This window comes from Methylocaldum sp. GT1TLB (assembly GCF_051027445.1).
Taxonomy (GTDB): Bacteria; Pseudomonadota; Gammaproteobacteria; order Methylococcales; family Methylococcaceae; genus Methylocaldum.
In genome coordinates, this window is record NZ_CP194898.1 from 548,364 (window position 1) to 574,027 (window position 25,664).

The window sequence follows — 25,664 nt, forward strand, 5'->3', positions numbered from 1 at the left end:
TCGGTATGGATAGCCGCTATCCAAGACCTCAACTGCGGCGCCCCGACTGGATATCGCTGGATGGTTCGTGGCGCTTCCGGTTCGACGATGAACTGGCTTTCCGGGTACCGCGCGACGTGCCCGACTGGCCTTTGACCATCGAGGTGCCGTTCGCCCCTGAAAGCCAGCGGAGCGGTGTCGCCGATACGAGTTTTCACCGGGCGTGCTGGTATCAGCGGGAGTTCGATCTTCCGGAAAATCGCAGCGGCAGGGTTCTGCTGCACTTCGGCGCGGTCGACTGGCAGGCTCGGGTCTGGGTCAACGACGTCAAGGTGGCCGAACATCAGGGCGGGCATACGCCCTTCGGCGCCGACATCAGCTTCGCACTGGCGCCCGGTCGCAGGCAGCGCATCACGGTGTGGGCCGAGGATGACCCTCATGATCTCGAAAAGCCGCGCGGCAAGCAGGACTGGCGGCTGGAGTCCCACAGCATCTGGTATCCACGTACCACCGGCATCTGGCAGACCGTGTGGCTGGAATTCGTGGGCGACAACTACATCGAAAAAATCCGCTGGACCCCCAGCGTGGAGCGCTGGGACATCGCCTTCGATGCTTACGTGACCGGGAGGCATCCCGATGAGACTTATGTCTCCGTATGTCTCCGCTGCGGTGCGCAAATTCTCGCGAACGACACCTATCGCGTCATCGGCGGCGAGGTGCATCGACGGATCGGGTTGTCCGATCCCGGCATCGACGACTTCCGCAACGAACTGCTCTGGTCTCCTGAATGGCCTACGCTGATCGATGCCGAAATAAAGCTGCTCTGCGAAGGGCAAGTGGTCGATCAAGTGTATTCCTACACCGCTCTGCGGTCTGTGGGCGCACAGCGGGAGCGCATTTTGCTGAACGGCCGGCCTTATGTTCTGCGCCTGGCCTTGGACCAGGGCTACTGGCCGGATTCGCTGATGACCGCACCCACGAGCGATGCGTTGAAGCGCGATGTGGAGCTGGCCAAGGCCATGGGCTTCAACGGGGTGCGCAAGCATCAGAAGATCGAGGATCCGCGCTACCTGTATTGGGCCGATGTGCTGGGCCTCCTGGTTTTCACCGAAATGCCCAGTGCCTATCGATTTACCCACAAGGCCTTGAATCGGCTGCTGAGAGAATGGACCGAGGTCATCGAGCGCGACATCAGCCATCCCTGCGTGGTGATTTGGGTGCCTTTCAACGAATCCTGGGGCGTTCCCGATCTGCCCGCGTTGCCGGCGCCGCAGGATGCGGTTCAGTCCTTCTATCACCTCACCCGGTCTCTGGATCCGACCCGTCTCGTCATCGGCAATGACGGTTGGGAAAGTTCCGCCACCGACATTATCGGCGTACACGATTACGACGGTAACCCGGACCATATCCGCGCCCGTTACGGACCCGAGGTCAAATTGCAGGAAGTGGTCGACCGGCGCTGGGCCGGAGGGCGCATTCTGACCCTGGATGGGCACCCTCACCGCGGCCAGCCGGTGCTGCTTTCCGAGTTCGGCGGCGTGGCTTACATTCGGCCCGGAGACGAACGCTACGACCGTGGCTGGGGCTATCAACGCTACGACGATCTCGAGGAATACAAGCAGCGCACCTGCGCCATCATCGAGGCGGTGCGCTCAACCGCAATGTTCAGCGGCTTCTGCTACACGCAGTTCGCGGACACATTCCAGGAGGCCAACGGCCTCTTATTCGACGATCGCACTCCGAAGATGCCGGTGGAAGACATAGCCCGCGCGGTGCGCGGAAACAATTATGTACACCCGTGATCTCATGAAAGCGGACGGCCGCACGCTGAGCCTGTACAGCCGTCGGCCCATCGCCTGGAATATCCAGCCCTCGCTGCTGTCCGCCCCGGAAGGGCTCAATCCCCACCTCCGCTGGCATCCCCTGCGAGGCGAATGGGTGGCCTATGCTGCCTATCGGCAAGGGCGCACCTTTCATCCGCCGCCGGAGTACAACCCTTTTGCACCCTCGGACGATCCGGACAATCCCACCGAACTGCCCTGCGGCGACTATGACATCGCCGTGTTCGATAACCGCTTTCCGGCACTGACCGGGAAGGCTCACGATCCGCCCGAAAGCCTGGTCAGCACCCTTCCGGCCAAAGGCCACTGCGAAGTCGTCGTGTTCACCCAGGACCCACAGAGTAGCCTAGGCCGATTGCCCTTGGATCACATCGAGTTGCTTCTGGAAGTCTGGGGGCGCCGCACGGAAGTCCTCGCCATGCGCCGGGATGTGCGTTATGTGTTGCCTTTCGAGAATCGCGGGGCCGAGGTAGGCGTGACCCTGCATCATCCTCACGGTCAGATCTATGCCTATCCCTTCGTGCCGCCGTTTCCCGAGCGCATTCACCAGAACGAAGCCGAGCATTTCGAGAAGACCGGCGGTTCGTTGCTCCAGGAATTGATCGCAGCGGAGGCTAAGAGCGGCGAGCGGGTGCTGTATCTCGGCGAGCACGCGATCGCATTCGTGCCGGCATGGGCGCGCTATCCGTACGAAGTGTGGGTGGCCCCCATTGTCGCGGTTCCGTCGTTCTTGGCTTTGAATTCCGAGCAGCGGGCCGATCTGGCCGCCGCCCTGAAAACGGTTCTGCTCAAATACGACGGGCTTTGGCAGCGGCCATTCCCTTATCTCATGGCTTGGTACCAGGCTCCGGTCGATCGGCGCCAGCATCCGGAGTGCCATCTCCATGCCGAGTTCTATCCGCCCTACCGTACCGCAGACCGGCTGAAATATCTGGCCGGCACCGAGCTCGCCGCCGGCATGTTCGCGAATGACGCATTGCCGGAAGAAAAGGCAAGGGAACTCAAGGCGGTAGCGGTGGCTTGGTGAGTAATGAATGATGGGAGCAGACCACCTCAAGTTCTCCGAACTGTACGGTTCCGAACCCGAGCTCGAAGCCGGCGCGCCGGGCCGGGTGAATCTGCTCGGGGAACACACCGATTATAACGACGGCTATGTTCTTCCCACCGCGATTCCGCAGAGGACCCAGGTCGAAATGGCACGGAGCCAAGACGAATGGTGTCGATTTTATTCGGCGAATTTCGACGAACTGGTTCGCTACCGCGCGGGCGGCGCCATTGCCCATGGGTTCACCGGCTATGTCGCAGGTTGCCTTGAAGTACTTCGGGAAGCGGGCTGCGCCATAGCTCCGGTGAACCTCCTGATCCGCTCGGAGGTTCCGATCGGGGCAGGGCTATCCAGCAGCGCGGCCCTGGAAGTCGCGGTGCTGAGGGGATTACGCGGTTTGTTTCAGCTCGATATAGACGACCTCGCCATCGCTCTCCTGGCCCAGCAAGCAGAAATCCGGTTCGCCGGGGTCCGTTGCGGCATCATGGATCAGATGGCGGCGAGCTTCGGCGATGTCTTGCACATGCTGTTTCTGGACACCCGGACGCTGGAGCGCCGCTTGCTGCCCCTGCCGGAGCACGCCGAACTGATCGTGCTGGACAGCGGCGTGCCGCGCCGCCTGGCCGCTAGCGCCTACAACCAGCGGCGCCAGGAATGCGAGGAGGCTGCGCGCCGATTGGGTGTCATGGCCCTCAGGGATATCGGCGACCTTGCGATTACGGAGAGCCTGCCGGAACCTTTGAACCGTCGCGCGCGTCACGTCTTCAGCGAAAATCAGCGCGTGCTCGTGGCAGTATCCGGCGTATCGGCCGAGGAGTTCGGCGAGCTGATGAATGCGTCCCATGCAAGCCTCCGTGATGACTACGAGGTGTCTGTTCCGGCCCTTGATCTTCTCGTGGAGCTATTGCAAAAACAGCCGGCCGTCTACGGCGCCCGGCTCACCGGCGCAGGTTTCGGCGGTGCCTGCGTGGCGCTGGCGAAGGCGGGGCAAGCCGCCGCGGTGAAGGCGACGGCCCTTGCCGCCTACCGCGCTCAAGGGCATGACGGCCGCGTGCTGGTGTAATCCCGTGCCCCCGTAGCTCTTAATCGACCGCAATTCATACAACGAGGCTGCTGAATGACGACCGATCACATCGCTCCGGCACTTCTCAAGTCCTTTTGGATGGCAGGATTCGAGGGAGCCAGCCATATCAATTCATCCGGCAAGCGTCTGGACATGGTGCATTCCACGCACCATGACCTCCTGGTGGACAGCGACTATGCCATGCTGCGCGAAGTCGGGATTCAGGTCGTTCGGGAAAGCGTACGCTGGCATCTGATCGAGCGCGGCGGGCGATTCGATTTTTCCTCGCTCGCTCCCATGTTGCGCGCGGCCAACGAGCACGGCGTCCAGGTCAACTGGACCCTTTGCCATTATGGCTGGCCGGACGACCTGGACCTGTTTTCGCCGGCTTTCGTGCATCGCTTTGCCCGCTTTTCCGCCGAAGCTGCGCGCTTCATCGCCGATCACAGCAATGCGGAACCCGTATATTCGCCCATCAATGAAATATCCTTCATCTGCTGGGCGGTTTGTCATAGCGATTTGATGTACCCGTACGCGGTTCACAGCAAGGGCCGGGACAACGAACTGAAGCGCCAGCTCGTTCGGGCCGCCATCGAAGCGATTGAAGCGGTGTGGGAAGTGGATCCTCGTGCGCGCATCATCCATATCGATCCTATCATCCACATCATCGCGCCGCCCGGCCGCCCCGATCTGGAAGACGCGGCGCGGGCGCAGCGCGCTTCCATGTTCGAGGCTTGGGACATGTTGCGCGGCTCCCGCGACGAGGATTTGGGCGGGGACCCGAAGTACCTGGACATCATCGGCGTCAACTATTATCACTCCAATCAGTGGGAGTATCTAACGAATGACCGTCTCCACTGGCACCTCGGCGATCCAAGGCGGATGCCGCTGCACCGCTTGTTGCAAGAGGTGTACGAGCGTTATCAGGTCCCCATGATCATCGGCGAGACCAGCCATGTCGGCGCCGGTCGGGGGCAATGGATACGGGAAATTGCCGAAGAGGTGTGCAGGGCGCGCCAGTTGGGTGTACCGGTGGAAGGCGTCTGTCTGTACCCGATAGTCGACCGCACCGACTGGGAAAACGACCATCACTGGCACAATAGCGGACTATGGGACGTGGAACCCGACGAAGAAGGCGTTTTGCGGCGGGTGATCAATCAGGCGTATCTGGACGATTTTCTGGAGGCGCAACGCCATCTCAACCGGGAAGAATGCAAGTTGCAGCATCCGGAGGCGCAAGGCGCCTTCGGTGAATGAAGCCGATTCGGCCTGCCGTCTGCGGACGGGGTTACAGCGGGTATTTTTGCGTATGAGGAGGGCGGTTTTTGCCCGTTGCAAGGCTTCTTCCAGGCTGAGTGAGGCGCCTCGCAACGGGAGTGTGGCCCGGCTTACTTCTTGAAGCGGCGGTATATGGAGATTGCTAAATGGACGGCTTGATCAAACAGGTTCTTGCCGAGGTTGGCTCCATAGATGACGACGTCTTTCGAGCTCATGCCTTTGAAGCGCTGTTTGAAATTGCTCACGGCAAATGGTGTCGCGAACAAGCCGAGGGCTAGGCCGATAATGAATGTGCCGGTATTGGACGAAGATTGAGGCGCCGGCAGCGGTTGAGCCGCTGTAGGTTGAGTAACTGCAGGCTGCGCTGACGTAGTAGCCGCTATTTGCGTTGGGCCGTAATTGTCGGGAATGGCGAAGTCGGTCAGACCGGGGATACTGGGAAACGTGCCGCCGCCTTTCCCAACGACCAGCTGCCCTTTCATTCCCTTCTCCATGTGCTGGGCGATATCGCAGTGCACCAGATAGGTCTTGTCTTCCTTGGGCACGATCAGCGTACCGCTTATTTTGGCTGGGCCGGTTACCTCCAAGTGGAACATGCCCTTGTCGTACAAATACTTGGGCAATCCATGCATCATCCATTGATGGCGAATATTGTCCTCGTTGATGAAGTGCACCGTGAGGCGCGTACAGGGCTTAATGCGCCACTCCTGCTTGTCGAACGCGAACATGGTGCCGGGAAATTTCTTTGAATACTTGTGCCCGGCCCGTACGGTGATCTCTTCGTCCCCGCTGATCTTGTCGCAGCCACCGGGCAGCTTATCCTTGTTTTGGCCCATGACCATGCCGCCATCCATATCCATGAGGTGGCCATCACCGTGATCCATCAATAACTTATGTTCTACGATTTCCTGCTGTTTCGCGGCATGGGCCGACGAAGCGGTCAGAAAAGCGCCGAAGATTATGAGATGCGTAAACTTTGACATGACGTTCGACTGCCTCAATGCTTGCCTTTGGCCTGGGACGCGAGTTGGTTGATTACAGCGAGTACGCGTTCCCGGTACAGATAGAGCACATAACCCGCAATACCGAACAGCAGTCCATTGAAAAGGCTGCCCAGCGGATTGGATGACGTATCGGTGGCGACCACGTCTGGCGCAGATTTAACTCCGGTCGTTCCGGTCACGCTTGCCGCAGCCGCTGTTTGAATGCCTGCAGGCTCAGCCAAGCTGCCCCAGTCATCTGCCCAGTCTTGCCATACGGGTATTTTTCTCTCCCAAAATTCCTTGGTGAAATACGGAGTCAAATCCATGCCGTGAGTTTTCGGCGTGCCGTTTTCCTCTAGATAAGACTTGTACACGATGAGACTGATGCTGCCGCCTTCGCCCATGCCGTCGGTGGTGAAGGATCTTTCGACATGGTCGTGGAACATCCATATACCGGACCCGAAGCTGTGCAAGCCGTCATCCGTCGTATTGATCGACAGGTCCAGCCGCTGGGCCGGCGCCATCATGTAAACATCACGGGTCACCTGAGCGCTGGGGTTCTGTTCGACCCCGTCATAATGAGTTTCGGTCGCCTTGTGGCCATGCGTATGAAGCGCAAGCGTCTCGGTATGGCCGTTCAAAATGCGCAGCTTGATCTTCTCGTTCGGGTTAACCGTAATGAGCGACTCCCGAAGCGTGTACGGGAAGGAGCGTCCGTTCAGTAGAAAATAGTCGTCAGTCGCGTCCGTGATGTCATACTCCTGGTTCATCGCTCTCGCGATCAGGCGGGGATCGTTGGCTGCCTGCGGAAGTTTATGCAGATCTTTGTCGACCGACTGATAGTGCAGGTCGTATTCCTGGCTGAATTTTTCCAATACCGCTACGGAGGGATGGCGAACTTGGCCGGCGCCCACGTTAAAGGTTTGAACCCAGTTGTTCGGCCGGTTCTCTTCCACTATAAACATGCCCGCGAGCCCCATCGGAATATGCGTATGAGGTTGGACGTGGCAGTGATAATACATAGTGCCGGGCTGACGTGGCCGGATCACGTAGGTCTTGCTTTGGCCCGGCATGATATCCATTTGGCTGGTTTGGCCAACGCCATCGTTGCCTTCGCCGCCGTGGTCCATGAAGGGGTGGTCGACGCCGTGAAGGTGTATCGAGTGAGGGAAGTAGTGGGTATTCTCAACGACCAGCCAGACCACGTCGCCCTGCTCGACGCGTATCGGCGTGGAGGGCATGCGCAGCATCGGATTTGCTTCCACGCTTGCGAAGCTACGCGTCGACATATCGCGGGTTTTCGGAGCGAAGACCCAGAAGCTGGGTTGTATGCCGGGTGCGATATCGAAGGTGGGTACTACGCCGGCGAAATCCGGCGAGTGCCCGTTTACTTCCATGATTTCGACTTTAATGATGATATGGTCGGGGTCACCGTCGCCATCCATGTCATTGGTTTTCGTGATCGCATCCGCAGCTAAGCTGGACGTATCCATGATCGTTTGCATGGATATGTTGTTGGTTCCCTTCACGAACGCCGCGATGTCTGCCGGATTATCCGCGTTGCAGACCCTCGATTCTTGAATGTTTACGCCTTCGATGACTTGAGCTTTGCGCCATTCGCTAGGAACCCCGCTGTTGCAGAAAGGTTCTGCTTGGCCGAGTTGGACTTTGGCGCTGGGCGGTGGAGAAGTAACGGCTCCGGCACCGGTGGATAAGCTCAACAGGGCCGAACCAAACAAGAATACGAGGGAGCGTGTCTGCATTTTGAGTACCGTTGGGAACAGAGATTCGAAGACTTGACTAAGACTGGCGACGGATGGCGCTTAGTCAATCGATCCGACCTAAAAGTTCCTAAGAGGTCTTTTTCAACATCCGATCTACGGCGCCTTTGAACGACGCATTGGAAAGATAAAAGATATAGCCGGCCGCAATCAAAATGACGGCAATGACCAAGTAAGTGCTGGTCGAAGGCCCGGATGCGGAGGCTCCGACACTAAAGGGTACGTGGGCGTCCACCTTTTGCCCTTCATTGACCAGGGTCACATGGGCCAAGTACTTACCAGGCTCGGTGAAGTTGATTGTGGTGTTGGCGGTGCCGGTCGGATAGGTCGACGGCTCCTTGTAAAAGACGCGGGTTCCTTGCGGTTCCTTGGTGATTTCAAATTCAACCGTCATGTTTCGCAACGCCTTCCCTTCGTAATCGAATACCAGGGTGGCTGAACCAACTTCGGGAATGGAATCGCAGTATTCGGTTGTTCCAGTCAACTGCGGTTGGTAAGCGGTGAAATGGACCCAGTGCGGGCCGACCGGAATGCGGCAAGCATCCAAATCGACGCCGGAGGCTCCTCCGTGCGCCCAGCTCGATACGGGGATCACGGCGGAAACGAGCAGGCTCAGAGCGAGCAAGCACTCTTTGAAGCAAATTAGTTTACGCATATCTCTTCCCTCACTTGATGGATTATCGGATTTTTGTATTACGTTGTTGAAGCGGGCCTAATGGAAGGCTCGTAGTTTCTCGACTTCCCCTCGCCTCCGAATGAGCTAAAGGAATAGGTAAATATACATAAGCAGGGTGCCATGCACAATGTTTCGGTCCAACGCACGCCGCGTTGTCTGCTTCTTACCGTTTGGATTGGCGCTAATCCGGTACAGCAGAACGAATTGGTATTAAAGACAGATATTCGCGAATTTAGTTTTGAGACAAGTCAATAATTCACCGCTGGAAAACCTTTCAACCGCTTTTCGATACGGAACGATTCTTAGTTGAAAGCTAAGCCAGAGCGAGGGGAGTTTCTAATCGTTGCCATGCCCTCGAGCATTGGCCAGCAAGAGATCAAGCTGGCCGACACGCTCCAGGGCAGCGAGGTCGTCATAACCCCCTACATGAGTTTCGCCGATGTAAATCTGGGGTACCGTGCGGCGTTTTGTCCTTTCCATCATTTCGATGCGGAGTTCCGGCTCCAGGTCGACCCTGATCTTTTGGATATTCTCGACGCCTTTTTTCAAAAGCAAGCGCTCCGCCATGACACAATAGGGGCAGAAGGCTGAGCTGTACATGATTACATTAGCCATCCAATATTTTCCTCGAATGTGCGGCCAGCGTTCAGAGCCGTCCCATATTCCATCGATGTTCGAAATTTGGTTTCTTCGTCATCAAGGCAGCCGAGTTCACCAAAAAAACCCGGTTGATACTATCCGCGACAGGACCGTTTTCTGCTCGCTTTTCCGAATGAGTCTTGCAGATCATGCGCCGACGTGCGTCACACTCGATTCATCGGCGAACTCGTACTTTATCGCGGGCTCGAGTTTGATATATTAGAGAATTCTAACATGAGGCTGCTATGACTACACATCGTTTAGTAAGAATTTTCGCAGGATTTTTTGTTTTGCTATCGTTGGCGCTTGGCGCGGAAGCCAGCCCGATATTCGTAAACAAGAACTGGCTTTGGTTTACAGCATTTGTCGGAGCCAACTTGTTTCAGAGCGGATTTACCAAAATTTGTCCTTTGGAAACCATTTTAAAGAGACTTGGATTCAAAGAGTCCTGAAAACGGGGAACCCTTCCTCCTAGCGGAGCTGTCTAATTTTATTCGAGGACGTCGACTTCCAGGCGATGCGGTCGTGTGATCGCGTGGGACGCTCCATGACGAGGGGAACCGTAGCCGACGCCGTGAAGTTGCTTTATGAAGGGGCATCTGTGCGGGAATCGCATCGGAGGCATCGATTATCGGCGTTGGTCGGGCTGCAATTTCAGCTCGGATGTTTGTTCGGATTGTCATGGACGGAGCGTCGCGATGGACAGCATCTGGTTTTCGATCGCTCGGAGAGTGCTCAACAGTGTCATTCTGGCTGCTCTGGCGGCGTGCGCCGCTCAAGAGCCGAAACAGCTTTACGCAAATGCCAAACAAACCACCGCAACGGTCAAAGAGATCGATTTGCAAAGCCGTCAGGTCTTTTTGACGGACGCAAACGGAAACGGATTCGCCGTACACATCGACCCGAAAGTTGAAAATCTCGCCAAAATGAAAGTCGGCGATCAGGTGACCATCGGTTATTACGAGGCGCTTGCGGCCGAGATCAAAGATCCCGGCGAGGGTGCAAAGGATGTCAAAGTTGGAGAAGGAAGCTCGATAACACAGTCCGGAGAGCGTCCGGGCGGATCGGTAGGGCGCTCGGTCAGGGCGACGGTGAAAGTCTTGTCCGTCGATCACGATGCGAACAGAGTGACGATTTCGAGCCCGAGCGGTCGCGTGCACACGGTTGAGGTGCGAAATCCTCAGCTCCGAAAGTACATAAAGAACCTAGGGGCAGGGGATGAAGTGGAACTCACCTACACTGAAGCGGTCACGATAACCGTGGAGCCCGTTGAAGACTGATTTTCACAACCCCGCCCTCAAACCCGATCGATCTTTTTCGACGCTCCAAAACTGACATCGTCCTAATTACGCTTTATTCTGTAGAGCATATTCTTCGGTCCGGGAGCAGGCCGGCGGAGATATCGCTCGTCGATGCCGTTTTTCTCGAATTGCAAATTTCGTCACCAAGGTTGCTGGTAATAAAATGAAAAAGACATTACAGAAATTCTTTGGCTATTTTCTTATCGGTGTATTGGGTGTACTTCCCATCGTTATCATCCTACAGATCGTAATCGCGGTCGAAGGATTGCTTCGAGACTTCGTGTTGAGCATCTTCGGGCGTTACGAGAACTTCTTTATCCCCATAGGCTTGTTTACGACGGCCATTTTGGTCCTGACGTATTTCGGTTATTTGCTCAAGCAGGATAAAGCGCATGTGTGGTACTACCTGGAGGGTCTGCTTAACCGTATTCCGCTGCTCGGCACGATATACCGGGTTACCAAAAAAATACTGAACCTGTTTCGGGGCGATGAGAAGGAAAAGCTGCGCGACGTGGTTTACATCGAATATCCTAAGGAAGGCATTTGGGTGCCGGCCTATGTAACCAACCGGGTCGACGATTACCTGGTGCTGTATGTTCCGACCTCGCCGAATCCGACCTCGGGCTTTACCGTAATCGTCCACGAATCGAAGGTCAGAGTGTCCGAGATGAGCATCGAGGAGGCGTCGAGTTTCGTCATCAGTCTCGGCGTGGACATTCCCAGACCCAACGAAGCATCCCGCCTCGAACTGAACGCCGATAAGGCGTCGCAATGATCGCCGTTTCCGGTTGATCGGGTATTCGATTCATGGCCGACTTCCGAGGAGAAAAACGTATGGCTTCCGCTACCGCCCGTTTGAAAGAGCTTCTTGCCTCGCCTGGTATCCGCATTATGCCGGGCTGCCACGATGCCATATCGGCCAAATTGATCCAGGAGTCCGGTTTCGAGATGGGCTTTATGAGTGGTTTTGCCGTGTCCGGGGCGCGCCTCGGTCTGCCCGATACCGGCTTGATTTCCTACGGGGAACTGGTGGAACAGGGCCGGAATATTTGTGCCGCCGTCTCTATTCCGATGTTCGGCGATGGGGATACTGGCTTCGGCAATGCACTCAACGTAAAGCGCACCGTGCAAGGCTACGCTCGGGCGGGATTTGCTTGCATCATGATCGAGGATCAGCTGGCTCCGAAACGTTGCGGTCACACCCAGGGAAAGGCGGTGGTGAGCCGGGACGAAGCCGCAATGCGAATCCGTGCGGCGGTTGACGCACGCAATGCCGGCGACGACATACTCATCATGGCGCGAACCGACGCGCGGGCCGTGCTAGGTTTGGAGGAAGCCATCGCACGCTGTCGACTATTCCGGGAGTTGGGCGCCGATATCACTTTTCTGGAAGCTCCGGAAAGCGTCGAGGAAATGCATCGCTACTGCGCCGAAGTTGACGGGCCCAAGATGGCCAACATGATCGAATACGGCAAGACTCCGGTCTTGCCGCCCCAACAGCTGGAGGCGATCGGCTATAAGATCGCGGTATATCCTCTAACCTTGCTGAATGCCGGCGTCCGCGCCATGCGTGAGGCTTTGAGCAGCCTCAGGCAGGGGCGGATGCCGGAGAACATCATGGAATTCGAGGAGTTGAAAGCGGCTGTCGGATTTCCTCAGTATTACGAGGAGGAGCACCGTTATCAGTATTGAAGCGAAGTTCAGGCACGCCGCTCGATGCGATACGCCGGTCAAGACCGGATTTCCAGCAATCATCTTCGGATGGTGAGCGCGCTCGGATGTCGGACGAAGATCGAATAATCGCCGCGTCGACGCGATAGCCAACCCCGTGCTTCAACGTTCCGGCGCAGATAGGTCTCCAAGGGAGGGAATAGGTTGAGGTTTTCTCTCGGGATGCGGACTTCGAATCGATCGGAAAATTTCAAGCGGAAATAACGCTTGCTTTCGACGATAGCGGACGGTGCGCCTGTCAAACGCTGCCAGCCGCGTAGCGTCGGCCGCACAATCAGCGCTTCCACTGGCTTCGGCCGGTAATCCGGCATTCCCCAAATGCCGCGTTTAGCCAGTTCTGCTCCACTCTCGGCCTGAGTCAAGGCTTCGGCATATTTGAGATTGGGCGGATGAATGTCTACAAAAGCCAAGCCCGCTTCTATCAACGCCAGGTTGATGTGTTCGCCGTTGTCGGCGAAGACATGGGCCAATAGCCGCCGGTACTTGTCCCTAAGCTCCATATCATGCTCCAGGCGCACCGTTCGGCCCGTCAAGCGCCGTTGGAGCCAGAGCTTTGCCTCTTCGCCTCCCGCTTCACCGATCTTCCTGGGGCTGTCCACTTCCGGTGTATTGATTCCAAGCAGCCGGACTTTCTCCCCATTGTCGAGCAAGACGGTGTCGCCGTCGAATACCGCTTTTACCGCGTGAACCGCTGGTGCCGCCTCGATATTTGTAGGTTCGGCACCTTCGGCGGCATGATCGGAGTAATGAGCGCGCCCTTTCTCGTCCTTCCAGCGGAAAACTTCATCGCTTTGCGCCGGGCCGTAGAGAATCGGCAAAAAGGCCGCGACGATCAGGAAGAGAGATCGAAGGCGGATCGGTGGTGATTTTTTCATCGGTATGACGATCGGATCCATGGCCGCATTTGAGCGACAAGCCTTGAATGGTCGGAAAATGAGATCGACTTGCTTGTGTGTATTGCCAGAGCGGGGATATTCTCCACGTCAGGATCGTTGGCGGCGCGAGTGTAACATCCTGGGAATCGGTCCAGGAAGTATGGGGCATCAAGGCTATTACGACCATGCAGCGGCGATTTTCCGATCTTAAGAACAAGACCTTCGATTTGCTGGTCGTCGGTGGCGGCATTTATGGCGCCTGGACGGCTTATGATGCCGCCTTGCGCGGATTGTCAACGGCTTTGATCGACCGAGGGGATTGGGCCGGAGGTACGTCTTCGGCATCGACCAAGCTGATCCACGGCGGGCTGCGTTACGTCGCGCAGGGGCATTTCGGACTGGTTCGGAAATCGTTGAACGAGCGGCAGCGGCTGATGCGGCTTTGTCCGCACCGGGTCGAAGCGCTACGTTTCGGTGTCCCGGTTTATCGCAAAGATCGCTTGGCATCCTGGCGGCTTCGTCTGGGGCTGTCGATCTACGATCTGCTGGGAAGTATCGCCGGCTCGGAAGCACGCCACGAGCGTTTGAGCGCCGAGGCATTTGCACGTCGTTTCCCGTGGCTCCGCGTTACGGATTTGGATAGCGGGTGGGTTTACGGAGATGCGCAGACGGACGATGCCCGCTTCGTGCTGGAATTGGTGGACGGAGCCTTGGCAGCCGGTGCCGTGGCGGTCAACTATTGCGGTGCCATAGCTTACGAAGAGCGGCACGGGCGAGTGACGGGCGTCATCGTCAAGGATCAAGTGACAGGGGAGCAGACGCCGGTGCATGCCCGCTGTGTGGTCAACGCCACCGGTGCATGGGTGAAAGATGCGCCCGGTTTTTCGCCCAAGGCCTGTCGTCTGTGTAAAGGCGTTCATCTTATCTTGCCTCGTTTGCCCGGTAGGGATGCCTTGCTGTTCTTTTCGGAAACGGACGGCCGTGTGATCTTTTTGGTGCCGTGGTATGGCCTAACGCTGCTAGGCACTACCGATACGGATTATGCGGGCAATCCCGAGGATGTCGACGTGGAGCGGGAGGATGTCGATTATTTGCTGCGATCGGCAAACCGTGTGCTCGGCTCCGTGCAGTGGCGCGAAGAGGATATACTCGGCGGCTTTGCCGGTCTCCGGGTGCTGAAGGGCAAACAGGGGCTCGCGCCATCGGCGCTGAGTCGCGAGTGGACTTTGAGAGAGTTGAATAATGGCGTGCTGGTCTCGGTGGGCGGCAAGTTTACCTCGGCGCGTTACGACGCCGCGGCGATCGTCGATAAAGTTTGCCGAAAGCTGGGTGTTCGACGCCCTTGCATGACAGCGGGTCTGGCTTTCCCTTGGGCTCCCGACCAAAACTATTCGGAATGGCTTCGGAACTCGGTGGAGCGGGGCCGGAATTTAGGGCTCGGAGCCGAAGAGATTCGCTGGTTGGGTTTCCGCCATGGCAGGCGGATCGAGGAGATTTTCCAATCTATCGAGCGGAACAACGCCCTGGGTTCGCGTGCTCTGTCGGACTTGCCATTCATTGTCGCCGATCTTTTTCATTGCGCCCGTAATGAAATGATCGTTCACTTGGACGATCTCCTGCGGCGTCGTTCGCCCTTGCTCGTTCTACATCGCTTTTCTCCCGACGAGATGGAAGCCATTGCAGCCGACATCGCTCCGATCCTGGAATGGGACAAAGCACGTCAAAGACTTGAAATCGGGAAATGCCTGGATAGTTTTCCTAGATTCCGGAAGCGGGTTTAACACCGAAATCCGTTGCGCACGCATCCGGCCGGTACGGAGCAGTCCACTCTCCGGCGACTTGCCCGGCCGATCTCCGGTTACGCTCCTTTTGTAACAATCAACCGATCTGGAGGCGAATTTCCGTGGCCGGGCGGAATCCTCCCGCCGGGAGGCTCTATTTTTTCAACTCTCCGAACGCATTCCATGTCCCGGCCAAGCGGGCCGGCGCGCCTTCGCGGATGTTGCCGCATGACCTGCCGCCGTGGGAAGCCGTTTATCAACAGACCCAGCGTTGGCTCGCGGCGGGCTGCTTCGAGGCGATCGTGCATGATCGCCTCGAAATTTTGCGTCTGGCGCAGGGGCGAAAATCGCAGCCGAAAGCCGCGATTTTGGATGGGCGAACGCTGCGACCCAATTGTGAGAGTGGGTCGCGTGCCGGTTACGATGACTATAAACGCAAGAAGGGCAGCAAGGTCCACATGGCCGTCGATACCTTGGGCCATCTGTTGGCGCTCCTGGTGACTCCGGCCAATGAGCCGGAACTAGCGCAGGTGGCGGAACTGGCGCGCTCTGTTCAACAAGTCACGGGACAAGGTGTGGACGTGACGTTTGTCGACCAGGGCGACGCCGGTGACGAGGCAGCCGAGGCCGCCCGCCAGCACGGCATTCGGCTGGAAGTGGTCAAGCTGCCTGAGGTCAAAAGAGGCTTTGTGCTGTTGCCCCGGCGCTGGGTGGTGGAGCGGAATTTCGGTTGGATCGCCCGTTTTCGGCGTTTAGCTCGCGATTACGAGCGGTTAGCCGAAACCTTGGCGGGCCTGCACTTCGTGGTGTTCGCCATCCTCATGCTCGTCAAGGCCTCGCTACTCCTGCAAAGTGCATAACACGCTCTAATAAAGCGTGAACCGTCAATCGAATCCCTGCTCCGACCGACCGCCATCCTCGATCTGATCGAAGCGCAGACCGGCCGATCCTTCCCCGGTGCCGACTTCGCTGCGGAACGCGGTCCATACCCAGGTCGACCCATCGATCCAACGCGTCATATGGCGCCGACGCGTAATATGCACGCCTTCACGGGGGACCTCCTCGTCGTAGAGCCATTGCGTGCTCAACGCCTTGAGCACCTCGCTACGGGCGAACTGTGGTTTTGCCGTGGAATTCGGCTGAAGTACGGCCCCGGGCCGGAGTTGCGAAACCGCGTTGTCGGTGTTATTCGGTTGCACGGGCAGCAGCGGTATCCAGTTGTCCGGCACGGTCGTCGACAGCCGATAGCGCGGCAGTGCGGTGGAGGGGGGCGGAGCGCTGTTGGCCTGCGCCGCATCGCTTGCCAGCTTGAGCGGCGTTTCGATGGCGCTTTCGATGCTACGCTCGATGCCCCACCCCATGTTGGCCATTTCGTCGCGCATGAACAGCACGTCTTCCAGGGGCGCGCCGTCGATGGTCCGGCCAAGCGTGGGCGGAAGAAAGAACAGATTGGGGACGGGAGCGCCGATCCGCTCGCCGGTCGGTAACTCAGCCCCGAGGCTTTCGCCCGCACGGCGCAGGATCGACACCTGCCACAGGGAAAAGAAGGGCTGCGGCAGTTCCGGATCGCCGATGGGACGCAGCAGGCTGCGGACGCCGAAGGTGTCGGTCACCACCAGCGAGTCGATGCGGGTGACGCTGCCCACCGGCAAGTTCAGCGGCACGACAAACCAATCATTGCCGTAGGTGCTGGCATACTCGATCATGAGCATTTGCGCCACATCCGCCGGTCCGGCCGACACCAGACCGTAGGCGATTTTCGCGTCCTCCAGTTCCCAGAAACGCGGAGCGGGCGCGCCGTGAAAGCTCACCGGCGCGGGCATCGTGGTTTCCGTGAGCGCGATCGGATACACGTCGCCGGTGGTGTCGACACCGGCTGTTTTATTGATGTCGAAGCTGCTCCAGTCGAGTCGGCCGCCATCGAATTCGCTGGCGGAGAAGGTCAGCGCGTCCTGCGGATCGGCGGACAAACGGGTGGCGACCGACACGGCATACTCGAGGCGCGACGGCATCCAGGCGTCCTGGGACGGTGCCCCAGGCTCGGTGAAAAGCCCGTCGTACCAGGCCAGCCAAGCCGATGCGACCTGCTGCACCGGGGCACGGTCGGCTGCCGCGATGTTAAGCGCCGCATCGAAAACGATCTGGGACGAGTCCGGCTGGCGGAACGCGGACGCGAGCCGGCGCGCGTCGGGCGCTCGACCGACCATGGTCTGGACGAAGCGCCGGCCGGCGTCGTCGGCCGGCAGCGTGAGGGACGGTTGCAGTACATAGTGGGCGAGGAATGCCGGGCGATATTTCTTCGCCGTCGCATTGCGTTCCAGCATGCGCAGGAAGTGGAGCCCGGCTTCCACAGCCAGCGTGAGCATGCGGGAATCGTCGGCGCCGGCGGGACGCATGCGCCGGCGTTCCACCACGGCCTCGAGCGGTTCGAGCGTCGGGTCGTACGGAGGCGCCTTGTTATTCTCGGGCAACTCCCCGAAATAGCACCGCGTGAGCAGTGCGCCCGTTGCCCGCACCCGCGCCTGCACCGGCGAGCCGGTATCCTCGCCCTGGAATTCGCCGATCTGCCATTGCCGCGTCATGAGCCATAGCGGATCGAACAGGCGGGCGTTGGAACTGGAACCGATGTCCGCGTTGGAACACTGCGGTTCGAGCCGCGTCCAACTGGTAATCGAGGACGTCGTCGGCACGCCGGCCAGCGTTGTTTTTACGTTCGGATCGACTTCGGTCGGCATCGGATACTCGAGCACCGTCAAGGTTTTCTGGACGGTCGTGACCGACCCGAAATTGTCGGGCGCCTGCACGGTGATGACGGTGTCCCCTTTGGTCGCCACGGAAACCCCCGCGGTCCAGCGAGCCGCATTGCCAATGACGGGACTCGCGGCCACGAACGCGCCGTTTCCGATCCGATACTGGACTTGGGGGACGCCGTAGATCTCGGGTTTAGCCTCCGATGCGGATCCTTCGAGCTGGAAAACATAGGGGAACTGCGTCACCACGACGGGCGACTGGAACGAATCGACCGTCAGTTCCGGCACCACGTTTTCGAGCACGACGTTGAGGACGGCTTGTCCGTCGACCGTCTCGTATTCCGGTTCCGGCCAACCCTTGGTCTGTATCACTCCGCTGGCAGTGACGATGATCTGAAACGCCTGGCCCGGGCGGATGTTGTTTGGGATCAGTCCCTGCCAACTCCAATTCTCGCGACCGTTGGGCTTCACTGTAGGTCCCCCGGCGCCGAGCTGGATACTAACCCAGGAGACGGAACCGCTACCGGCGCCTCCAACCGAACCGGACAACTGTATGCTCCGTCCGACCGTGCTGTACTGGGCCGGGCTGGCTACGAAAACGAAAAGTCCTGCCATTACGTCGTTTCCTCTATCTATTTCGTTGGTGGCGGCGGTTGAATTAGGCCGTGAGCGGCGCGAAGTCGGTCGAGACCGCGTCGTCCGCGACATTGAAGGGCACGTAGATGCCCGGCAGATACTGCGCGGCCGCGCCGAGCAGGCGCGTGTCGACGGCGCGCAGCTTGGCCAGATCGAGCGTCTCGGCGAGCACGCAGCGCAAGGTTTCGGTGGTCCAGTCCTGGCCCGGAACCGGGGGCACGGCGATCAGCACGTTCTGCGGCGGGAAGGCATTGGGCGGATCGAACTGAAAGGTGAGGGCGGTCGTTTCCTCCTTGTTCGGCACCACCTCCACCCATTCGTCGATGAACAGGCCGGACAAGGGCAGGGCCGCATCGATTGCCGTCATGGGTTGCACCACCAGCGACAGCTTGCTCGGAGGCAGTTCTTTCCCGGCCCCCGGCAGGCCTACCCAGCGCTCTTCCGCGTTGAAAGGCAATTGCGCGACATTAAGGTTCAGGCGGGCGCCGGTCGCGAAGACTTCCGCCGTCTGCAGGCACAGGCCGAGAGGCGCCAGGGCGTCGCGCACCCGCGAGGCGCGCATGAACCAGCCGTGGACGGCGAGCGGATCGCCGCCTTGTTGCCGGGTGCCGGCCGCGAGTGCGGCATTGAGTTCGGCGGCGCCGGCAGCGTCGCAGGTAAAGCTTGGGAGCGACACGAACTCGGCGCCATAGACGGCGCGTCCGCGTTCGAGCAGTTGGTCGCAGCGCGCGCGGGGGTCGGTTGCCGCAACCCGGGTTCGAAGCGCGGCGCCCTGTTCCAAGCGCGGTCCGCTGACCTTCAGCATCGCGGCCGCCTGCCGGGCCAAGGCACTGCGAATCTCGGGCGTGTCGCCGACCGCGACGCCGGGGACGGCCGGTTCGACGCTGAAATGGCCGAGGTTCAGTATCGCCGTGCGAAAATCCTCGGCGAGGGTATCCGCGGCCTTGGACACCAGGCTTGCGAGCGTCTTGTGGGCGGCATTCAGGCCGTTTTCGTATCGCACGACACGTGCTTCCAGGTCCGCCAGATCGAGCGTGGACTGATGCGGGCGGTCGGGCGGGCTCAGGTCCTCGGGACGCAGTCCGCGTGCGCCCTGGAGCAAGCGCCGAATGGCGCGTGCCTGCTCCAGCACGTCGAACAGCGTCGTCTCTCCGGCGGCGAGATCGGCCGGCCGCTCGTGCTGCAGCCGCACCCCGGCGTCGTTGCCGAAGCCGTTCGCCAGGCGTCTTGCATGATAAAGCACGCGCTGCTCGGCGAGGCAGGGCGACGCGTCGGCCGTGGCCGACTGGCCCCCGGGCTGTACGCTGTACACGAAGTCTAGGGTAGACATCGGCACATCGCTCAACGGGAAAACGGCGGTTTCCGTCACCGCGCCGGTGGTGTCGTCGAGCCGCTCGACGGTGCACCGCACCTTGCGCGCATCGCCCAGCAACAGCCTGATCCAGGCATTGAGCCAGCGCTCGTTGACAGTGCGTGTGGTCGAGTTGGTCCAGCCGCCGCCGGCATTCGACACGCCGCTGAACAGCACCAGCACGCGATGGGTCAGCGAGGTGCCGGTGCGAGGGATGCGGGCCACTTCCAGTTCCGGTACCGGCGCATCCCCCAGGGCGATGGCCGACAGCGTGCTGGCCAGGCGCGGGGTGTTGCCGCGAGCGATCTGGTACGCCGCCTCGGCGACGAGTGCATCGCCAAGACCGTCGATCGCATCGCCGAGCGCTTCGATCTCACGTTCGACCCGGAACCTTTCGTCGTCGCTCCCCACGTTCCTGATCTCAAAGGCGATGCTATTCCGGTATGCCTTCCATGCTCGGAACAGCTCTAGTCCGTCCACCACGTTGTTGGCCGCGTTGGCTTTGAAGATCTCGTTCGGCCAGGCGTCGGTTTCCCGCTTGCGGACTGCCAACGGTGAGATTTTTCGCAGCGGCGCGATGAAATGATCGAGCCCGGCTTCATGCAGGCGACGTTCGAGCCGATAGCCCAGGAGCGCGCCCAGCGGCTGTCCCTGGCGCACGCCTTCGAGCAGCCGCGAGGCATCGCGCACCCGCCGCGACGACAGATCGATGGCAAACGATCCATCCGGCTGCGGGACTCCGTCGGGGCCGAGATGCGCATTGCGCAGCAAGGCCGCCGCGGACGCGTGGGTTAGCGAGGGGGCATGAATGAAGCCGCTGTCATTGGCCAGCGGATACAGCGGCGCCTGCTCCTCCGGTGCCTGCTCCCCCGGCGGCAACAGCTCGGCGGGAATCGGCTCCGCCCGATGCGCCGGCCGGAGATTTTCCACCCAGCCGTAGGCGCCCACGTAAACACCCGGCGATCCGCCGGGGGTCATCGCTTTCAGGCGCTTGGTGGCGAACGAGGTGATCCAGGCGTCGAGCCGATGCGAGGAGAGATCGAGCGTGGACTGCATCAGATAGTGTAGCGACTCGGTGTCCAGCATCTGCAGATGGGCCAGGCCGGCGCGGAATTCGCCGAGCGCCGCGACGGCCGGATGGTTGCCGCCGGCGCGCGCCTGCAGCCAGTCTTCGAGATACCGGCCGATCGTCTGGTCGGCGGGAAGGCCCGGAACGCCATGGATTTCGAGCTGGCGCTTCCAGTGCAGCGTGTCCGCCGGCTTCTGCACCGTGTAGCCGATGATGGACCCGTCGACCAGATCGACCAGTTCGGAATCGCGCAGCAGGTCGAGCGTCGCGTATTGTTTGTCCGGCACGGTTGCCGCCATGCGCGCGGCGGCTTCCGCGATTTCGCGGAGCAGTGCGTGACGCAGCAGCGCATACAAAAGACTCGGACTCGGCGGCGGATCGAGCGTGATCAATGCCTCGATGCTCGTGGTTTCGAGCAGCGCGCTGATGTAATTGGGCTCCAGGCGCTGCCACGGCGAAATTTCTCCCGCGTGCACCAGGGGAGCGGTCACCGGCGCGGGCGCCGTGTCCAGGAAGCAGCGCGCGAGGCGGGGAAGCTTCTGCACCGTCAGCTTCAAGCGATCGATCAGCTTGGCCGAAATCTCGCCTTGCGCTACCGCGAGCGGGCTGAAGTCCCGCGCGGCCAGCGCGTACAGGTGCTCGAGATAATGCCGGCCGAGCACTCGGCGGGTGAGATGTCCGTGCGAGACGCCATCGGTTCGCATGACGTCGGCGAGGTCGCTGTCAGGATCGGCCTTCCCGGGCGTTTCCTGCCGGAGTCCGATGCGTGCGACCAGGTGCACGACGGGGCGCCATACTTCGTTGCGCATGGCGAGCAGCAGCTCTTTGAGCCGGGATTCCCGTGCGGCGGAAGCTTCGCCCGCCTCCGGCGTCCATAAGTCCAGCGACGTCACCGGCAGGATGCCATAGGGCTGGGTTCCGCAGCGCAGGGACGGGAAGGGACCGCCGCTGCGCACGTAGTTCAGGAAGTGGTTGCGCGCCCAATCGAGCGCTTCGGCCGTGAGGCCGGTTTCCGCGCCCATCATGTTGCTGAGGAAATAGCCCCAGCCGACCTGCCATAGCGCGGCATTCATGCTGCGCAGGTCGCGTTCGTGGTCCTGGCCGGCCTGGCCCAGGCGACCCAGGGTGGCTGCGATCCGTTCCGGCGGCAGCCCGAGTACCGTCCCGACGAGCCCTGCGTTCGGCGTGTTTTCGGGATTCGCGACGACCTCGTTGGCGAAGCTTCGGCGGTGGCCGGGATCATCCGTGCTGTAGCCGGCGCGCCTATCGTCGGTGTTGTTCGTGGGGGTTCCGAAGCGCAGGAACTCGAGCCCGTCGGTGTAATGGTGCGCATCGAGAAGATCGGCCAGCCGGTTGGCCGTATCGGCTGTGTCCGGCGAGTCGGCGACGCCGAATACCATGAGACTGTCGACGCCGGTTTCCAGAACGGCCGCCGGCACGGTCATGGTGAGCGCCATTCCGGCCGACTGGGCCTTGTCGAAGTCCACCAGCCACATCATGTCCTCATCCAGGGCGAGCGTGTCGCCGGCACCGGCCGACATGTCGGTTTTATCGTCGGACACATTCGGGTTAAGGCCGACCGCGAGCTCTCGCTGAATGTCGTTTCCGGTGGCCGTCAACGCGACCGTTCCTCCCGAGTGCAGTACGGCGGTCCAGCGGTCCGGCAGCAGCCGGGCCACCGGCGCATGCTCGCCCCGTACCGGGGGCAGGGGCGGGAATACCGGCGGCTCCTTGGGGCGCTGGGCGAGGTTGGTGGGCTGCAGTACCCGGGCTATCCACGCGGCGCGCTCCGCATCGACGCGGCTGGCCAGGGTATGCCAGGCGTCGGCGCGGGCGGTTTCGTCTCCCGCCGCCCAATCCTGCTGCCAATACTGCATTCCCAAGGCCTGTTCTTCCGCCGTGAGGTCCGGCTGGTGGGTGTCGATATGAATCTTGTCGGGATAGACGCGCACCCGCAGTGTGGCTGAGCCGTCGGGCAGTTCGAAGAAACGCGTCTCCAGTCGCACCGGCAGCAGCACCAGGGGAACATTGCCGGGACAGAGCCTTTGGGGCGTAATCTCGGGGTTTACCGAGGGAAGCGCGAAACTGGTATCGAATAGCGGTTTATTCATCGGTGTGAGTCCGTGGGTCAGGCCGGCATGATGAGCCGTTTGGCGTGAATGGCGATGCGTACCGGAAGCCGGCGCGTGGCGGCGGCGGTTTGCGCGGCGTGCGCGGGCGGAGCGGCATCGAGGCCGAGATCGCCGAGGCTGAGATGGCTGCTGTCTCGCGTTCGATCCGCGTCGATGCCGAAGCGCGGTTCGGTGGGATGCTCCTGAATGACTACGTAGTAGCCTGGATCGCCGCCGGCCTCGTCCGGAGAGACATCAAAACCTAAAATGAACACATCCGGCTGCATGAAGCCGCTGAAGATGGGCAGCAGCTCGGGCGCCGCCGGGTCGGGCTGGAACGCCAGGGGGTCGGGGGGCGACCCCGGATGCATCGCGCGAACCATGAAGACCGACGCGTTGGGATAGCGCTGCAGCAGGCTGCTGCGCAGCAGCATGACGAACGGATTGGCGTCCGGAGGCGCGCCGAAGGCGAGATCGCCCAGCGGCCTCATTTTCCCGGTCGCCGAATCGATGACGCTCCAGGTGTGCAGGGCGGTGATATCCGGGTGCCCGATGCTCCAGAACCGGTCGAAATAGGTGCCGCGCTGATCGGTCGGGTAACCCCGCCACAGCAGCTCGCGGGCCATTTCATGATTGAGCCCGACCAGGTAGGCCTCGATGAACCGCCGATTCGTCTCCAGGCCGACAACCGTCTCCGGCCTGACCTTGTCGATTCCCGGCAGCAGCAGTTCCTGCGACAGGTCGCGCAGCGTTTCGTACATGGGCTGCGGGAAGTGCGGCGCCATCATGACTGTATCCACCCCGTCGGTCTCCGCCGGCGCGAGCACGTTGTCTCCGGTCGACATGATCGCCTTGACCAGGGCCGGCAGCGTTTCCCGCGGGATGGTCTGTGCGAGCACCGGGATAGTGATGGCCTGCATCGGGAGCCGTAGTTCGGCAGAGGCGGTGCGTGGGGCGGGGAAGCGATTCAGATGTTCCTGCGCCGCCTTGCGGAAAAAGCCGGGAACCTCGGTCCGGTCCTGCTTCAGCAGCGGCGTGCCCGGCGACAGCACGGGGGTGTTTTCGGGCGAGACGAAGAATGCGCCGAAGTACGATCCGTTCTTCTGGGGTTGGGCCCCCTCGAGCCCGAGATACTCGACCGGCAGGCTCCCCGGTATCGGGCAAAAGTCCTGCTGCGGCGGCTGCGGCGGCTGGATCGGAGGGGTGTCCCCCGGCATATTGTTGAGGCGGGCCACCCAGGTGTCTTTGGCGTTGCGCTGGTAATTCTGGGCAGCGACGCGGCGGGTCAGCGGGCCGCGCTGGCGTCCGATGCGGCGCATCGCCGGGCGGTTTGCCGCTACCGGCAATGCGGAACGGGCCTGTTCGGCTAGCAGCGACGGTTCCGCCGTCGCGGCCGCGCTTGCGGCCAGCCCCGAAACATCCTGTTGCCGGGAGACTCGCAAGCGGGCGAAGGCGGGCGCCGTGATGCGCAGCATTCTTTCCTCGGTGAACTTGGAGAGATGGCGAGCGTGCAGGCTCTCGCCCACGGCGAGGCTCAGCTGGATCTGGCGCAAACGCTGGTTGGCGACCGCCGATTCGGCGGCCTGTTCCCACGCCGAGGCCATCAGCGCTTCCTGGTGCTCCTGAACGACGCGGGTTCCGAAGGCGGCGGCGATACGCCAGCGCGGATCGACATTGAGCTGATCGAGCCAGGTTGCGCCCGCTGGATCGACCGTTGCGTCCTTGGTGTACCAGCGGCCGTAGATGGGGGGGGCGAGCACGGGGTCGGAGTCCGGTCCGGTGATGCTGCCGTTGACGGTCTTGGCGAGATTGTCCCTGAACGGCTGCGGAATGGGGGCCGGGGCCGGCGAGCCGCCGGGCGGCGAGATCGGCAGCAGCGCGCCTTCGAGTTCCACCTCCGTCGCGCCCGACTCGGGAAAAGGCTGGCTGATGTCGATCCTGCGCTTGCCGAGACCGTCCGGCACATCGGCCTTCAGATTCCTGGCGATCGACTCGAAATCGCCCGGCTGGCCCGAACGGAATTCCCAATGGTAATAAACGGGCAGCCGGGTCGGTCCGTACTCGGTCGGCGGTTCGGGCGGTATCGACCAGGCCGGCGCCGGCGTCTCGTATTCCGTTTTCTCGATGGGTATGCCGAGCCCGGCTTTCCGGCCCAGTTCGAAAGCGGGAACCACGCAGGCGATGTAGTCGTTGTCGGGCGCCAGGATGCGCGGACACAGCAGCCTCGAAAGCGACAGCTCCGGCGAACCTTGCAAGGCCCCCCGAATGGCATCTTTGCTGCCGTCGTCCGCGGCCACCTGGGCATGCGCCCAGGCCCAGGATTCGTTCAGGTCCGGGAGTTCGACCCATGGCCGCGCCGGTGCGGCGATCGTCAAAACGGGCAGCGGCGCGTCGGCCGCACTGTTCAAACTCACGCCGGCTTGTTTCCGTACCACCACGAGGCACAGCCATGGCCGCAGCCGGTTGTCGGCGAGGGCTTTTGCCGGCGTGAACAGCCATGGAAAGTCCGGGCGGTCGAACTCGATCGACGGAAAGCAGTTCGGCTCGAAGTCGTTCGAACCCGGCCGGGGGTCGGTGCGAACGACCTGGTTGGCGTCGATCCCGATCACGTCCGCCGGGCCGCGCAACTTTACCGAAACCGGAACCGTCTTGGCATCCAGCGTGAGCATCACATTGACACTGGCGATCCCGGTTTTCTGTTCGGCGTCGATGGCGGAGGCGGCGCCCTGCCGCACCCAGGGCAGGAAATACAGGTTTGCGTTGGACACGGTGAC

17 protein-coding genes and 1 pseudogene are annotated in these 25,664 nt (G+C 60.8%); 10 read left to right on the forward strand and 8 right to left on the reverse strand.

The features are described from left to right. Positions 1 to 5: 5 nt before the first annotated feature. Genes ACR2R1_RS02390 through ACR2R1_RS02405 form a run of 4 tightly spaced genes read left to right on the forward strand, consistent with a single transcriptional unit; the run spans position 6 to position 5,185 of the window. On the forward strand, positions 6 to 1,781 hold the full coding sequence (locus ACR2R1_RS02390) for a glycoside hydrolase family 2 TIM barrel-domain containing protein (protein ID WP_156881435.1): 1,776 nt from the start codon (positions 6 to 8) through the stop codon (positions 1,779 to 1,781). Further along, positions 1,768 to 2,847 (forward strand): galactose-1-phosphate uridylyltransferase, encoded by a 1,080-nt coding sequence (gene galT, locus ACR2R1_RS02395; protein ID WP_434112503.1) that lies wholly within the window; start codon positions 1,768 to 1,770, stop codon positions 2,845 to 2,847. The genes ACR2R1_RS02390 and galT overlap by 14 nt, the downstream gene beginning before the upstream one ends. Positions 2,848 to 2,854: 7 nt before the next feature. Further along, entirely contained in the window at positions 2,855 to 3,928 is a 1,074-nt protein-coding gene (gene galK / locus ACR2R1_RS02400; protein WP_240502590.1) for a galactokinase, read from the forward strand. Between the two features lie 54 nt (positions 3,929 to 3,982). Further along, the gene (locus ACR2R1_RS02405; protein ID WP_156881436.1) at positions 3,983 to 5,185 is read left to right on the forward strand and encodes a hypothetical protein; all 1,203 of its coding nucleotides are present in this window, start codon (positions 3,983 to 3,985) and stop codon (positions 5,183 to 5,185) included. 131 nt (positions 5,186 to 5,316) lie between these two features. Here the strand turns inward: ACR2R1_RS02405 and ACR2R1_RS02410 are convergent, their stop codons facing one another. The 4 genes from ACR2R1_RS02410 to grxC all read right to left on the reverse strand — a co-directional run bounded on the left by ACR2R1_RS02410 (position 5,317) and on the right by grxC (position 9,261). Then, positions 5,317 to 6,189 (reverse strand): cupredoxin domain-containing protein, encoded by an 873-nt coding sequence (locus ACR2R1_RS02410; protein ID WP_434112506.1) that lies wholly within the window; start codon positions 6,187 to 6,189, stop codon positions 5,317 to 5,319. 14 nt (positions 6,190 to 6,203) lie between these two features. Continuing rightward, positions 6,204 to 7,952, reverse strand: coding sequence for a multicopper oxidase domain-containing protein (locus ACR2R1_RS02415; protein ID WP_434112508.1), 1,749 nt, complete (start codon positions 7,950 to 7,952; stop codon positions 6,204 to 6,206). Between the two features lie 88 nt (positions 7,953 to 8,040). After that, positions 8,041 to 8,595 (reverse strand): hypothetical protein, encoded by a 555-nt coding sequence (locus ACR2R1_RS02420; RefSeq protein ID WP_240507129.1) that lies wholly within the window; start codon positions 8,593 to 8,595, stop codon positions 8,041 to 8,043. 387 nt (positions 8,596 to 8,982) lie between these two features. Next, positions 8,983 to 9,261 carry a glutaredoxin 3 gene (gene grxC / locus ACR2R1_RS02425; RefSeq protein ID WP_077731586.1) on the reverse strand — a complete coding sequence of 93 codons (279 nt, stop codon included), beginning with the start codon at positions 9,259 to 9,261 and terminating at the stop codon, positions 8,983 to 8,985. Positions 9,262 to 9,530: 269 nt separating this feature from the next. Between grxC and ACR2R1_RS02430 the strand changes: the two genes are divergently transcribed. The 4 genes from ACR2R1_RS02430 to ACR2R1_RS02445 all read left to right on the forward strand — a co-directional run bounded on the left by ACR2R1_RS02430 (position 9,531) and on the right by ACR2R1_RS02445 (position 12,278). Next, positions 9,531 to 9,737 (forward strand): YgaP family membrane protein, encoded by a 207-nt coding sequence (locus tag ACR2R1_RS02430; protein WP_077731585.1) that lies wholly within the window; start codon positions 9,531 to 9,533, stop codon positions 9,735 to 9,737. Positions 9,738 to 9,983: 246 nt separating this feature from the next. Then, on the forward strand, positions 9,984 to 10,565 hold the full coding sequence (locus ACR2R1_RS02435) for a hypothetical protein (RefSeq protein WP_139841169.1): 582 nt from the start codon (positions 9,984 to 9,986) through the stop codon (positions 10,563 to 10,565). A gap of 184 nt (positions 10,566 to 10,749) precedes the next feature. Then, the gene (locus ACR2R1_RS02440) at positions 10,750 to 11,361 is read left to right on the forward strand and encodes a DUF502 domain-containing protein (RefSeq protein ID WP_077731583.1); all 612 of its coding nucleotides are present in this window, start codon (positions 10,750 to 10,752) and stop codon (positions 11,359 to 11,361) included. Between the two features lie 59 nt (positions 11,362 to 11,420). Next, the gene (locus tag ACR2R1_RS02445) at positions 11,421 to 12,278 is read left to right on the forward strand and encodes an isocitrate lyase/PEP mutase family protein (protein WP_434112511.1); all 858 of its coding nucleotides are present in this window, start codon (positions 11,421 to 11,423) and stop codon (positions 12,276 to 12,278) included. A 59-nt stretch (positions 12,279 to 12,337) separates the two neighbouring features. Here ACR2R1_RS02445 and ACR2R1_RS02450 read toward each other — a convergent pair whose 3' ends face one another. Then, complete coding sequence (locus ACR2R1_RS02450; protein WP_434112513.1) at positions 12,338 to 13,192, reverse strand: thermonuclease family protein; 855 nt, start codon at positions 13,190 to 13,192, stop codon at positions 12,338 to 12,340. Between the two features lie 77 nt (positions 13,193 to 13,269). On the opposite strand from ACR2R1_RS02450, the gene ACR2R1_RS02455 reads away from it, so the two are divergent. Together ACR2R1_RS02455 and ACR2R1_RS02460 are read left to right on the forward strand one after the other, a co-directional pair. After that, complete coding sequence (locus tag ACR2R1_RS02455; RefSeq protein WP_347257974.1) at positions 13,270 to 14,973, forward strand: glycerol-3-phosphate dehydrogenase/oxidase; 1,704 nt, start codon at positions 13,270 to 13,272, stop codon at positions 14,971 to 14,973. Positions 14,974 to 15,170: 197 nt separating this feature from the next. Continuing rightward, positions 15,171 to 15,833: pseudogene (locus ACR2R1_RS02460) on the forward strand (IS5 family transposase); the annotation flags it as partial. Between the two features lie 24 nt (positions 15,834 to 15,857). On the opposite strand, the gene ACR2R1_RS02465 reads toward ACR2R1_RS02460, so the two are convergent. The 3 genes from ACR2R1_RS02465 to ACR2R1_RS02475 are packed head-to-tail and all read right to left on the reverse strand — an operon-like array spanning position 15,858 to position 25,658. Beyond that, entirely contained in the window at positions 15,858 to 18,338 is a 2,481-nt protein-coding gene (locus tag ACR2R1_RS02465; protein WP_434112515.1) for a hypothetical protein, read from the reverse strand. Positions 18,339 to 18,381: 43 nt separating this feature from the next. Further along, positions 18,382 to 22,890 (reverse strand): hypothetical protein, encoded by a 4,509-nt coding sequence (locus tag ACR2R1_RS02470; RefSeq protein WP_434112517.1) that lies wholly within the window; start codon positions 22,888 to 22,890, stop codon positions 18,382 to 18,384. 17 nt (positions 22,891 to 22,907) lie between these two features. Further along, positions 22,908 to 25,658, reverse strand: a complete 2,751-nt coding sequence (locus tag ACR2R1_RS02475) for a hypothetical protein (RefSeq protein ID WP_434112519.1) — start codon at positions 25,656 to 25,658, stop codon at positions 22,908 to 22,910. Between the last annotated feature and the right edge of the window lie 6 nt (positions 25,659 to 25,664).

Bases quoted from the DNA above. Each gene is read 5' to 3' on its own strand.
- galK (WP_240502590.1), top strand. From the start codon at position 2,855: ATGATGGGAGCAGACCACCTCAAGTTCTCCGAACTGTACGGTTCCGAA.
- ACR2R1_RS02435 (WP_139841169.1), top strand. From the start codon at position 9,984: ATGGACAGCATCTGGTTTTCGATCGCTCGGAGAGTGCTCAACAGTGTC.
- galT (WP_434112503.1), top strand. From the start codon at position 1,768: ATGTACACCCGTGATCTCATGAAAGCGGACGGCCGCACGCTGAGCCTG.
- grxC (WP_077731586.1), bottom strand. From the start codon at position 9,261: ATGGCTAATGTAATCATGTACAGCTCAGCCTTCTGCCCCTATTGTGTC.
- ACR2R1_RS02450 (WP_434112513.1), bottom strand. From the start codon at position 13,192: ATGAAAAAATCACCACCGATCCGCCTTCGATCTCTCTTCCTGATCGTC.
- ACR2R1_RS02415 (WP_434112508.1), bottom strand. From the start codon at position 7,952: ATGCAGACACGCTCCCTCGTATTCTTGTTTGGTTCGGCCCTGTTGAGC.
- ACR2R1_RS02440 (WP_077731583.1), top strand. From the start codon at position 10,750: ATGAAAAAGACATTACAGAAATTCTTTGGCTATTTTCTTATCGGTGTA.
- ACR2R1_RS02405 (WP_156881436.1), top strand. From the start codon at position 3,983: ATGACGACCGATCACATCGCTCCGGCACTTCTCAAGTCCTTTTGGATG.
- ACR2R1_RS02390 (WP_156881435.1), top strand. From the start codon at position 6: ATGGATAGCCGCTATCCAAGACCTCAACTGCGGCGCCCCGACTGGATA.
- ACR2R1_RS02430 (WP_077731585.1), top strand. From the start codon at position 9,531: ATGACTACACATCGTTTAGTAAGAATTTTCGCAGGATTTTTTGTTTTG.
- ACR2R1_RS02465 (WP_434112515.1), bottom strand. From the start codon at position 18,338: ATGGCAGGACTTTTCGTTTTCGTAGCCAGCCCGGCCCAGTACAGCACG.
- ACR2R1_RS02445 (WP_434112511.1), top strand. From the start codon at position 11,421: ATGGCTTCCGCTACCGCCCGTTTGAAAGAGCTTCTTGCCTCGCCTGGT.
- ACR2R1_RS02470 (WP_434112517.1), bottom strand. From the start codon at position 22,890: ATGAATAAACCGCTATTCGATACCAGTTTCGCGCTTCCCTCGGTAAAC.
- ACR2R1_RS02410 (WP_434112506.1), bottom strand. From the start codon at position 6,189: ATGTCAAAGTTTACGCATCTCATAATCTTCGGCGCTTTTCTGACCGCT.